The organism is Psychroserpens sp. (assembly GCF_036960315.1).
In the GTDB taxonomy this organism is placed as follows: domain Bacteria; phylum Bacteroidota; class Bacteroidia; order Flavobacteriales; family Flavobacteriaceae; genus Psychroserpens.
This window is the reverse complement of the sequence record NZ_JBALVR010000015.1, coordinates 37,693-50,699: the sequence shown is the minus strand read 5'-3', so window position 1 is coordinate 50,699 and position 13,007 is coordinate 37,693. Positions and strand designations below refer to the sequence as shown.

The following is a 13,007-nucleotide window of genomic DNA, read 5'->3' as shown; positions in this document are numbered from 1 at the left end:
GAGCTGCAAAAAGTGCAATTAATTTATACAACGAAGTAAGATTACATTTATCTTTAGATTATAAAACACCAAATATGGTATACAAATTATCAGCGTAAAATCAATTTTAACCTGTAGCCGTATTTCAGGACAAGACATTACAGAACAACCTCACTTAAAATGAAATAATCAATGTACATATCTAAAATTCGAATAAATAATTTCAGAAACTTTAAAGAGAAAGAAATTGAATTTAATGATGGTGTTAATGTTATAATAGGGCACAACAACGCTGGAAAAACTAATTTAATTAAAGCTCTGTCATTAGTCATTGACAACGAAAGACCAAAACGCTTACTTACTGATGATTTTAATAAAAACGTCACGTTAGAAGAGCTAAAAAATACACCTCCAAAAATCAGTATATCTGTTACGATAACGAAAGGAAAAGAAGAAACACCTGATGATTTAGTAACTATATCTAATTGGTTAACAAAACTCGATAGTTCATATGAAGCTTTACTAACTTATGAATTTTTCTTACCTGAAAAAAAACATGAAGAATACATTAAGGCATTATCTGTATTAAATATCAAGACGCCAAACGCTATAGAAAAGGCATGGAAGTTAATAAAACATGAATTTATAAGATTTTATGGATATAAAATATGGGGTGGAGAAATAACAAACCAAGCAACTGCTGATTCGGAATCGTTACAAAAATTTGATTTTCAATTCTTAGATGCAATTAGAGATGTTGAAAGAGACATGCTAACTGGACGTAACACACTATTAAGAGAAGTTTTTGATTTCTTCATGGACTATGAAATTAAAAAAGATGGAACAAAAACTCTTGAAGAAAAGTACGAACAGATTAAAATCAAAAAAGATTTGTTTTCAGAAAAAGCAGATACTCTAATTGACAACTTAAGTTCAAGGATTGAAATGGGAAAACAAGAAATACTTTCTTATGCCACAAAAACGGGAGCTTCATTCAATAAAGCAAAACCTAATTTTGAAGGTAGTATTTCTGAAAACGAAATGTATTCTGTGCTAAAACTTATAGTTGAATATGAATCAGGTATCAAAATCCCTGCAACACATAATGGACTTGGATATAATAATTTAATATTTATGTCTTTATTACTCGCAAAAATGCAAGTAAACGCTGATGTAGATTATTTAGATAGTAACGCTAAAGTATTTACTACTTTGGCTATCGAAGAACCAGAAGCTCATCTGCATCCCGCAATGCAATATAAATTTCTCAAATTTTTAAATGAAAATAAGAAAGAGAAAAAAGTTCGACAAATATTTTTAACAACTCATTCAACTCATATTACTTCGGCTGTTTCTTTAGACGAAATCATTTGCTTACACAACGAAAATGGTGAAACAGCAATAGGATACCCTACTAAAGTATTTCCAGAAATAAAAAACAAGAAATATGTACAACGCTTTTTAGATTCAACAAAATCTGATATGCTATTTGCTCAGAAAATATTATTCGTTGAAGGTTTGGCAGAACAACTTCTAATGTCAATTTTCGCGAATTATATTAATAAATCATTAGAGGATAATCACATAGCCGTAATAAATGTTGGCGGACGATATTTTGAACATTTTTTATATTTATTTGATAGCTCAAAAGAAAATACAATTCCGAAAAAAATTGTTTGTATTACAGATAGAGATCCGGAAAGAAAAAAGAAACCTAAGGGTAGCTTCAATAAATGTTATCCTTATGAATATAATCAAAATTTAACCGAATTTGATTACAAAACAAATCCTAATGCAGATAGCTATGCTAAGGGTACACATCAAAATATTACGTTTTTCAGTCCTGAAGTTAGTAAGGGTAAAACTTTAGAGTACGAATTATTAATGTGTAATCCTACTTCGAAGCTACTACTTACAGACTCTATTAGCAATAAACAAGAATTAGAAGACTTAATGTCAATATTTGAAACTGATGGTTCAACGGTTCAAAATTTATTAGACAAACTAAGAGATAGTGATACAAATACAAGAATCAAGGATTCAATAAATCTAAATACGGTTTTAGGTGTTGAAGAAAAGAAAATATCCATAATTGCATCTCGATATTTAAACTCTGTCGGCAAGGGTGAAAATGCTCTTGAATTATCATATGTTTTGACTAAAAATCTTGATAAAAAAGGTACAGATGAGTTTGTAGAATTTAATCTCCCTAAATATATTAAAGAAGCAATAGAAGAACTATGCCAGTAACTACAATAAACTCTGATTATAAAATAGCTGATATTGATAATAGCTTCAAAGTTTCCGCTGGACCTGGTGCTGGTAAAACTTATTGGTTAGTAAATCATATTAAAAACATATTACATACTTCAAATAAATTATCAATAACAAGAAAAGTAGCTTGTATCACATATACAAATACTGCTGTTGAAACTATTTATAAGCGGTTAGGGACTTCATCTGCCCAAGTAGAAGTATCTACAATTCATAGTTTTTTATATAAACATATTGTAAAGCCATATGTTTCATTTATTGCTGAGCAATATACTTTAGACATTAGCAAGATAGATGGGCATGACAACATTGTATTATCAAATTATAGCTTTTTAAAGGAATGGAAAGAGAGAACGGGTCAACTACGAATAAATGATGACAATATTGTATCTGAAGCTTTTAATAAATTAAGGTGGAAGATTGACAATGATGAATTAATAGTAAGAACACCATATCCATTTAAAATTGGCAAATATTCAATAAAAAACGATTCCTATTTAGAATATAAAAAGATGACTTGGGAGAAAGGCATAATTCATCATGATGATGTGCTTTTTTTTAGTTATCAAATTCTAAAACAAAAACCTTTTGTTGCAAAAGTTTTATTAGCAAAATTCCCGTATCTGGTTATTGACGAATTTCAAGATTGCAACCCTATTCAAATTGAAATATTTAAAACGCTCGGCTTTGAGGGTATAACGACAGGTGTTATTGGTGATTCTTCTCAATCCATATATAAATTTCAAGGAGCAGATTATACTCAGTTTCGAGCTTTTAATTTACCCAATGTTCAGGAATACAATTTAAATGAAAACAGAAGAAGTAGCAACGAAATAATTGAACTCTTGAATTCAATTAGAACAGATATAACACAAATCCCATATAGAAATATATCAATTGAAAAGCCCAAAATTTTAATTGGAGATATGACATTAGCGTTAAGGAGGTCTAAGCTTCTTTGTCCAGAAGAAGTAGTTAATTCTCTTTCTAGGAATAATATCACATCAAATGCTATGAAAGCTGAGATAAGTGGTATTGGGCTTGATAGCAAACTTTTAGATAAATTACTTATAACAGATTCTAATAGTAATAGGAAAAGATTAATTTACTCTTGTATAAAGTCGATTGCATATGCCAAGGAAAATAAATTCAAAGATTCAATCAAAGAATTAGAAAAACTGTTTAATTATAAAAACGACAAATTAAAAGGTAAACGTAAAGCATTAAAATATATAACACTGTTATTAGATAAATATGATGATTATAAGGGCTTATCATTATTAGATTTTTCCAATTTTGTAAAAGAAAATCTTAATAATAGCATTTCAAAAGTAACTGGTGGGCGAATTAAATCTTTTTATGAAAACCATACCTTTAATCAATTATTACTTTGTGTCTCAATACCAGAAGATTTAAGCCTACACAAAACGATACATAAATCAAAAGGTGATGAATTCAATAATGTATTGTTAGTATTAAAAGAAGAAAGTGATTCTGAGTTTTTAATTAATTCTGATTTAGCGCAATACGAAGAACAAAGAATAAATTATGTCGCTGTAAGTAGAGCAAAAAATAGACTTTTTATATCTGTTCCTGCATTAAGTGAAGAGAAACAAGAAGTATTGAGTAATTTATTTGAAATAGAAAAATTATAATAAACTACATACAACAATGTATAAAAATTATAGCCTCTATAAGGGATGTCAACGCATCTTATACGAAACGTTAACGTCCATAAGAAAATAATAATTAAAATTTCAAAATCCACATAAATGTCTTATTAAGAAATATTTTGTTGATGTATTATTGCAATCTTGACTGAGTACGGTTGTTATCAGATAAACAGTTCATTAATGGTTCAAATACCTGAATATTATGCAAAAACTTGAATATTGAGTAAACTTGTTATCTGAATCAATGGGTCACCAATGGTTCGATTTTGGACTTTCAACAGTTCAAATTATTATTACTTATTCTTTAGCTTGATTTTCTTACAGTTTCATATTCTGGATAGCGAAAATGAGTTACAAAATTTTTAAATTACTTGTAAAGTGTCTTTAAAAACTAAAAAAAAATACTTCTATGTAACATTTATAATAACTTCTATATTCTCTAATATATTCGTACAAATTCCTACCTTTAATTTTCTAAAAAAATCACACGTTTAATGTCCAAAATAACAAAGCAAGAACTGAAATCCTATTTATGGGAAAGTGCAAACATATTAAGGGGGAAAATAGATAGTGGAGACTTTAAACACTACATATTAGGTTTACTCTTCTATAAAAGATTAAGTGATGTTTTCGATGAAGAATATGAAAAACTAAAAGAATCAGTTGGTGAAGAGTTAGCAAACGATCCAAAAATGTATGCCGATATATTCTTTATTCCAAAAGGAAGCCATTGGTCTGATGTCCTTTCTACCTCAACTAATATAGGTGCAAAGATAAATGATGCCTTTATGGAGGTAACAAGAGCCAATGCACCAAAGTTGGATGGTATCTTGGATAAGATAGATTTTAATGACAAAGACAAATTATCTGATGAAGCGGTTAATGATTTAGTAAACCACTTCAATGTTCATAAATTAGGTAATACTGAAATCACAGGAGATATGCTTGGCGATTCCTATGAATATCTAATTGCGATGTTTGCTGATGATGCAGGTAAAAAAGGAGGTGAGTTCTATACGCCTCATCAAGTAGTGGAGTTGTTGGTTGAGATTTTAGACCCCAAAGAAGGGCAGAGCATTTACGACCCTGCTTGTGGTAGTGGTGGTATGTTGGTTTCTTCTGCCAATTATATAAAGCAAAAAGGATTAGATGCTAACAAGATGTTCTTATATGGGCAAGAAGCAGTATATGCAACTTACATCATCTGTAAGATGAATATGATATTGCACGGATTTAACGATGCCAAAATTGAACGTGGTGATACATTTACAGAGCCTAAGCATTTAAAGGACGGTGCATTAATGAAGTTTGACAATGTATTAGCCAATCCGCCATGGAACTTGGATGATTGGTTACACACCACACAAACAGTTGGTGGTAAGAAAAAGAAGATTGAATTAGAGGATAAGTACAACCGATTAGTATATGGCAGACCACCTGCAAGTACTGCCGATTGGGCTTGGATACAACATATGTATGCTTCATTAAAAGGCAATGGGCGTATTGGTGTGGTTATGGATAACGGAGTATTGTTTAGAGGAAGTTCGGAGGGTAAAATTCGTAAGGCATTTTTAGAGTTAGATGTTATAGATGCCGTTATAGGGTTACCGTCTAATTTATTTGCCAATACAGGTTCGCCTGCGTGTTTACTAATAATAGATAAAAACAAACCTGTTGAACGAAAAGGTAAAGTGCTGTTTGTAGATGCAAGTAATGACTATTTGGAAGGCAAGGCACAAAACCATTTGCGAGATGAGGACATTGCTAAAACATTAGCAACCTATAAAGACTATAAAACAGAAGAGCGTTATTGTTCTGTATGTGATTTAGCCGAGATTGAAGAAAACGATTATAACCTCAATATATCTCGTTATGTAGATACCACAGAACCCGAAATACCTGTAATTATTGAAGATGTATTACAAGCCTTAAGTGATTTAGAAACTCAACGAGTAGAAAACAACACTAAACTGAATACTTACCTTAAAGAATTAGGATACTAATGGAGGTAATGGAAGAACAATATAAAGACACCAAGATTGGCAGAATACCGAAGGATTGGGAGGTTGATTCAGTGAAAAATGTCTGTAAAGTCGTTACAAGCGGATTAGCTTTTGATGTATTTGAAAACAATAAACTTAACGAAGGAGTAAAGGTCATTTTCACGAAGGTCAGTGATATGAATTTAGTTGGTAATGAGAGAATGATAATACGGGGCGTTAATGAAGGTTTTTTTTCAAAAGAATTTGTTTCTTCTAATTCCGTTCTTAAACCAAAATCAATTGTTTTTCCGAAAAGAGGTGCTGCAATTAAAACTAACAAGAAAAGAATTAATTCTACTCATATAATTCTTGACCCAAACTTAATTGCAATAAGTTTTAAGGAGGACAGCACAGTTGATTATGTTTTTCTGTATCACTATTTCCTTTCCATTGATTTAATGTCTTTTCAAGATGATGGTGTAATTCCACAATTAAACAAACGGGACATTGAACCATTTAAAATTCCTATACCCCCTCTACCCGAACAGCAAAAAATAGCCGAAATACTTTCAACAGTTGATGAGCAAATAAGCACCACCCAAGCCATTATTGATAAAACCAAAGAACTCAAAAAAGGGTTAATGCAAAAGCTTTTTTTCCAAGGTATTGGACACACCGAATTTAAAGACACCAAAATTGGTAGAATACCAAAGGATTGGGAGATTATTTACCTTAAAGATTTATGTACATTAATCACTGATGGGTCACACTATTCACCTGTGCCTATTAAAGAAAATACAGAGTTCCTAATTGCAACTGTTAAAGATGTTTATAATGGAATCTTGAACCTTGAAAAATGTGTAAACATTAGTGAAGTGGAATTTCATAAATTAGCACACAATAATTGTGTTCCTGAATTTGGAGATGTTTTACTTTCTAAAGACGGTTCAGTAGGTAGAACTTGTGTTTGGGATGAAACTAATAACATTGCTATTTTATCTTCGTTAGCATTAATCAAACCTAATCTCAGCAAAATTCAATCAGATTATCTTAAACATTTTTTAGATAGTCCTATGAGTCAAAGTTGGCTTAAAAGATTGATGGGAGGTTCTGCTTTACAAAGAATTATTCTTCGTGATATTAGAAAACTAACTGTTTGTTTACCCAAAACATCCGAGCAACAAAAAATAGCCGATATACTTTCAGAGGCAGATGCCAAAATAAAGAAAGAAGAAAAAGAAAAAGCACAATTAGAACAACTCAAAAAAGGGTTGATGCAACAATTACTAACAGGTCAAAAAAGAGTTAAAATATAATGTCATCTGAGTATCATAGCGTTGAGAAACCACTCATCAAAACTCTTGGTAAGTTAGGTTGGGATTTTATTACCCAAGCCGAGAACCTTTCTCTTCGTGGAGGTTCAACTGATGAGGTATTCATAAAACCTTATGTTATTGATGCCTTAATGAAACACAATGCTCATAAAGGGTTAGATAAAGACGATTGTGAACAGATATATTCCAAGTTATTAAAGATTGAGGATAACGAGGAGTTTCATTCATGGTTAAAGGGTGAGAAATCATACAAGCCTAATGCAGATAGTAAAGCCATTACAATAGACCTAATTGATAAATACAATGCTACCAACAATCAGTTTGTTGTTTCCAATCAATTAGTTTGCTCTATAACCAAACCCGAAGATGGACAAAAGCATATTCGTCCTGACTTGGTGTTGTTTGTAAATGGATTACCTATTACGGTTATTGAGTGCAAGTTTTTAGGAACGGAAGGTTCTAACTTTACCGAAGGCATAAAGCAATTAGACCGTTACCAAAGAACAACACCAAAGTTGTTTATTCCCAATATGTTCAACATCTCAACAGATGGACATAAGTTTAAATATGGAGCAACTAAATCTCCTGCCGAGTACTTCCAGGAATGGAAAGACTATTCTAAAGATTCTACTTTATTAGAAAAGGATAGCGAGTTTGAGAAATATGCTGAGAAAAACAAAAGCACATTCAACCCATTTATTGACAAGCAGATTTTTGGTTTATTGAACAAAAACAATTTTATAGACCTTATCACGAACTTCATAGTATTTGAAACAAGAGATAATTTTACAGTTAAAAAGATTGCTCGTTATCAGCAATTTAGAGCCGTTAACAAAATAGTTGAACGTGTTGTTAAAGGTGAAATGAAAACAGGATTGATATGGCACACTCAGGGTAGTGGTAAATCCCTAACAATGTTGTTTGCCTCTTGGAAATTAAGAACCTTACCTCAACTAAACAATCCAACCATTTTAATAGTGGTAGATAGAATTGATTTGGATGAGCAAATCTCGGGAACATTCGGAGCAGTTAAAATGCCTAATACTACAAGGGCAACTTCTATTGATGGCTTAAAGAAAAAACTAAAAGAAGATAGACGTGAGGTAATTATCAGCACCATCTTTAAGTTTGATAGAATCGCTGATGTGCTAATTGATAGAGAGAATGTCATCATAATGATTGATGAGGCTCACAGAACACAGGAAGGAACAAACTCTGCTATGATGCGTAAGGCGTTGCCTAATGCTTTCTTCTTTGGCTTTACAGGTACACCAATTGATAAGATGGATAAAAACACTCATCGAAACTTTGGTTTGTTGCCAAATGGTAAGATAGAACGGTATATGGATTTGTACAACATCAAATCTGCTATTGATGATGGTGCAACTGTTCCTGTGCATTATCAATTACGAAATAGAAAATGGCATTTAGATACCGACCACATCGATGAATTAATTGATTTAGAATATGACCATCTTTCTGATGAAGAAATGGATGTTCTTAAAGAGAAGTCATCGAGTTACGGTAAAACCTTTATGATGAACCCTAAAAGGTTAAGAGCAGTTGCAGAAGATATTTGTTCAAATTATGTTGCTTACATAGAACCAAATGGTTTCAAGGCACAGGTTGTTGCTTTTAGTAGAGAGGCGTGTGCAATAATTAAAGAACATATTGATGAAATACTCGGTGAGCAGTATAGCGATGTCGTATATAGTGGAGGACAAAATGATGAGCCTTATTTAAGACAACACCATAAATCCAAACAAGGTATAAAAGATTGCGTCAACTTGTTTAAGAAGAAGGATAGCGACCTTAAAATTATTATAGTACAAAGTATGCTCTTAACAGGTTTTGATGCACCTAACGAGCAGGTAATGTATTTAGACAGACCATTAAAAGACCATACGCTACTTCAAGCCATAGCAAGAACCAATAGACCCTATCCAAATAAGTTAAGCGGTATTATTATAGATTATTGTGGTATTCTGAAAAACCTTAAAAAGGCATTGAATTTCGATGAGAATGATATTACTGATTGCTTGATCGATTTTGATAAGTTAAAAGAGCAATTACCTAAGTTTATAGCCGAATTTAAAGCGATTTATGCTGAATCTGAAAATCAATCTCCTTTTGGAATAGCAGATTACTTGCAACGTAATGAGAAACTAATTGACTTTAAAGAAACCTATAAAGGCATACAACTCTCCTACGAAACATTAGCACCCGACCCATACATTCTTGATTATACACACGACTATGTTGAGGCTACCAAGTTAAAGATGATTGTCGATTCTATTTTAAAGCAAGAAAAACCCGATGTAAGCGAATACCTTGCTAAAACAAGAGAGATGATTCAAGAGCATATCAATCTTGGAGAAATCAACGAGAAAGCACCTGTGTTTGTGGTAGATGATTCTTACCTCAAAAGATTAGATGGAACAGAGTTAGATAAGAAAGACAAAGAACTTACGCTTGAAAATAGATTAAGAGCCACGTTAAGAATTAAAGCAGAGGACTTACCAATATACAAAACACTTCAAGAGCGATTAGAGTCGGTTATTAAACGTAGAGGTCAAGAAGTAGACGACACCTACTCATTGCTTTGTGTAATTATGAACGACCTCAACCAAGCAAAGGAACAAGAGTTGAGTTCAGACCTATCTATGGGTGAAAGAGCCATTAGTCAACTGCTCAGTCAGAAAATTGACAATGATGAATTGGTGGACTTAATTACATCAGATATAAACACTATCGCAGAGCAACACACTAACGATTTTAAAAATTGGCAGATACAAGATTCTGTGGTTGCTAAAATAAGAGTTGACATTATAAAGAAATTAGTAGAACTGTCAAGAACTCACTCAGCAATAACAAAAGAAACAATAGATTACATACCATTTGCAGAGCAAGTTATGAAGTATATAATTCAATACTACTAATGACTGAGCAGATAGAACATATTGATGGTATTCAGGTTACTTTTTTTAAAAGTGATAGGGCAAAGAGTCTTAATATTACCATTAAACCATTTACAGGAGTTCGTGTTTCTGTTCCAAAAGGGATTAGTTATAAAAAGGCTAAAACAGCGACAGAACAGCGAATAGATTGGATAAAAACTCACCTATCTAAAATGCAGAAAGCAGAGGAATTGTTTACTGTATTTACCCCAACATCCAAGTTTGAAACAAGAGAACACCATTTAGAAATCAAATCAGTAGAAATTGAAAAGGTGAAGTCTATTGTAAGAGATGAAAAGATAACTGTTTTTGTGCCTCTCTCAACTAAAATAGAAAGTGATGAGGTGCAAGTAGAAGTTAGAAAAGGAATAGAACGAGCTTGGCGAAAAGAGGCAAAAGAATACTTGCCAAACCGAGTTGAAGAACTTGCGAAAAAGCACAATTTTCAGTTTAAGAAAGTTTCTATACGAAACGCTAAAACAAGATGGGGGAGTTGCTCAAATGATAACTCTATTAATTTAAGCCTACACCTGATGAGGTTACCCGACTATTTAATTGACTATGTGCTATTGCATGAATTAGTGCATACCAAAATCAAGAATCATAGTAAAGACTTTTGGCATTTGTTAGATACGGTTTCGGGCAATGCCAAGAAGTTGGATAGAGAAGTGAAGGGTTATGGAATACAAATTTATTGATTATGGCAAATAGAGAGAATTACAAAGAAAAAGTTATTGATAAAAAGGTTCTACTAAGTTCAAGTAGTTTTTATCATACAACTGATAGTTTAGAAAATATTCTTTCAATTCTCAAGAAAGGATTTCGTCCATTTTATTCTTTAGAGCAGTCCTATATTAGAAAGAACGGTGGAGTAGCATCAATAAATGTTGGAGTTCCCATGATTTGTATGTCTGATTTACCTTTAACGCTTCTAAAGGATAATTTAGAGGCTTATGGTGGATTTGCAATTGGGATGTCTTACGAATGGGCAACTAAAAATGGCTTCACTCCTGTGAGATATATAGATGTTACATCAGATGAATATCAAAATTCATTTGCTCCGATTGCACATCAGCAGAAAATTCAAAAAGAAATTAAAGTTGAAGATTTAGTACTTAAATTTCCAAGTTTAGCCGAATATTTGCCTCAAATGCAAGATGACGCAATACGAAGAATACAGTTAATGAAACCATACATTGCTGATTTATATCGTGATTCGAAAGAGGAGGTTTATAAAGATTACAATTTTTATAATGAAAGAGAATGGAGATATGTTCCACCTATATCAATAGAAGATGATTTTGAACCGATACTAATTTCAGAAAAATATACAGATTATTTAAAGCAAAGAGATTATAATGAGAAAAACTTGATGAAAAAGGAGTCATTGTTTTTAGAATTTGATTTGGAGAAAGATTTAAATTATATAATAGTAAAGGAAGAAAAAGATATTGATAAGTTATTTTTAAAATTGGGAAAAGGTAATTTTGAGAGAGTGCTTAGAGGTAAATTACTTGTTACCGAAAAGGTGCTAAAGGACTTTTAATTAATCAAACTTTAAGATATGCTTATTAAAAATGTAATAGTAAACAACGGTATTAAAGAATATAATTCCGATGAAATTAATTATGATAAAACAATTTATAATTTAGCAAATTCCGTAATTAAATGGAACGTAATTGAATCATTTGCTGATAAAATAAATTCTGAAAATGGAATTTTTTATATAAACTGTGATTCTGACTTTTCAAAAGGAAGTGGCACATTAAAAAACGTATCTACTGAACTTTTAAATGAGTGGAATCAAAGTAGATTTTAGAATTGTGTATTGCTCTATTTTGCATATTTTCATCTTCTAACCCAATGAAATCGGAAATATCAAATTACTAAAAAGTTAGGATAATATTCATGTTACATTCAGTTAAGAATTAAATTTGAATTTATTGTTTTAAAATAACTAATGCATCTTCTATATCACTTCTCTTGTAATATCTACGATTACTAATTCCATAACATTTAATTTTTCCTTTTTTGGTCCAACTCCATAGAGTAGAGGAATCAATTTTAAGATAGTCAATAGTTTCAGATCGGGTTAATAATGTTTCAGGTTCTTGAGATTCAAAATGATGATTGAGTTCGTTTAGTTTTTTATCTAAAGCGTTTAATTTTTCCAACATTGTTTCCATCGCTCGAGGTAAATCTTCAAATTTTAAATTTTTCATAATCTTATTTATTATAATAGTTCAATTGGCTAAGACAAGAAATTAAAAATAACTTATCAACCAAAAGAATTCTCACGGTAAATAAATTAACTGTATAAAAACAACTATTTATGAATTTGCTATATACAATTGAATCATTGCTTTCAATCCATTTAATTCATTTCTTAGCGTCAACAGATCACCTTTAGTAGCTGCTAACGTATTTGGAGCAAATATTTTTTTTGCAGCATAGAGAGCAGAATTTGCTGCAGTTGTGCCTAATGCTGAATTTGTTATTGATGTTCCATTAATTTCAGGTGTTGGCTGTGAAGCTGTGATTTTTGATTCCAATACTTTTATCGATTCTAAAATTTGATTTGTTTGTGGCAACACTTCAATATTTTTATCCTCTATCATCTGTGAATCATCTTTTCTATAATGTCCAGAAACGTATTTATATTCATTTCGCTTGTAGCTTGCTTTCGTTTTACAACTTGGTGTGCAATACTCATGATTACTTCTTCTTGATTCAAATATTTGATAACAATGTTTACAGTTTTTGTTAGTTTTCATAGTTTTTAGGGTGTTTTTTCTACTTAATAGGTTA

At 31.5% G+C, this 13,007-nt stretch carries 10 protein-coding genes; 8 read left to right on the top strand and 2 right to left on the bottom strand.

Annotated features, from left to right (window positions below):
- The first annotated feature begins 171 nt into the window (after window positions 1–171).
- The 8 genes from V7719_RS17900 (at window position 172) to V7719_RS17865 (ending at window position 12,018) form a co-directional block, all read left to right on the top strand.
- A complete protein-coding gene (locus tag V7719_RS17900; RefSeq protein ID WP_335731322.1) occupies window positions 172–2,229 on the top strand; it encodes an AAA family ATPase in 2,058 nt (685 codons plus the stop codon).
- Window positions 2,220–3,908 carry an ATP-dependent helicase gene (locus V7719_RS17895; protein WP_335731321.1) on the top strand — a complete coding sequence of 563 codons (1,689 nt, stop codon included), beginning with the start codon at window positions 2,220–2,222 and terminating at the stop codon, window positions 3,906–3,908. Before V7719_RS17900 ends, V7719_RS17895 begins: the two co-directional genes overlap by 10 nt.
- A 512-nt stretch (window positions 3,909–4,420) precedes the next feature.
- Window positions 4,421–5,929: a type I restriction-modification system subunit M gene (locus V7719_RS17890; RefSeq protein ID WP_335731320.1), complete on the top strand. Its 1,509-nt coding sequence runs from the start codon at window positions 4,421–4,423 to the stop codon at window positions 5,927–5,929.
- Window positions 5,930–5,937: 8 nt separating this feature from the next.
- Window positions 5,938–7,224 (top strand): restriction endonuclease subunit S, encoded by a 1,287-nt coding sequence (locus V7719_RS17885; RefSeq protein WP_335731319.1) that lies wholly within the window; start codon window positions 5,938–5,940, stop codon window positions 7,222–7,224.
- Window positions 7,224–10,181, top strand: coding sequence for a type I restriction endonuclease subunit R (locus V7719_RS17880; RefSeq protein ID WP_335731318.1), 2,958 nt, complete (start codon window positions 7,224–7,226; stop codon window positions 10,179–10,181). The genes V7719_RS17885 and V7719_RS17880 overlap by 1 nt, the downstream gene beginning before the upstream one ends.
- On the top strand, window positions 10,181–10,897 hold the full coding sequence (locus V7719_RS17875; protein ID WP_335731317.1) for a M48 family metallopeptidase: 717 nt from the start codon (window positions 10,181–10,183) through the stop codon (window positions 10,895–10,897). The genes V7719_RS17880 and V7719_RS17875 overlap by 1 nt, the downstream gene beginning before the upstream one ends.
- Window positions 10,898–10,899: 2 nt before the next feature.
- Window positions 10,900–11,745: an abortive infection system antitoxin AbiGi family protein gene (locus tag V7719_RS17870; RefSeq protein ID WP_335731316.1), complete on the top strand. Its 846-nt coding sequence runs from the start codon at window positions 10,900–10,902 to the stop codon at window positions 11,743–11,745.
- 18 nt (window positions 11,746–11,763) lie between these two features.
- Window positions 11,764–12,018, top strand: coding sequence for a hypothetical protein (locus V7719_RS17865; RefSeq protein ID WP_335731315.1), 255 nt, complete (start codon window positions 11,764–11,766; stop codon window positions 12,016–12,018).
- 121 nt (window positions 12,019–12,139) lie between these two features.
- On the opposite strand, the gene V7719_RS17860 is transcribed toward V7719_RS17865, so the two are convergent.
- Both V7719_RS17860 and V7719_RS17855 read right to left on the bottom strand, forming a co-directional pair.
- A complete protein-coding gene (locus V7719_RS17860) occupies window positions 12,140–12,421 on the bottom strand; it encodes a helix-turn-helix domain-containing protein (protein ID WP_335731314.1) in 282 nt (93 codons plus the stop codon).
- Window positions 12,422–12,529: 108 nt separating this feature from the next.
- A complete protein-coding gene (locus V7719_RS17855) occupies window positions 12,530–12,973 on the bottom strand; it encodes a hypothetical protein (protein WP_335731313.1) in 444 nt (147 codons plus the stop codon).
- Between the last annotated feature and the right edge of the window lie 34 nt (window positions 12,974–13,007).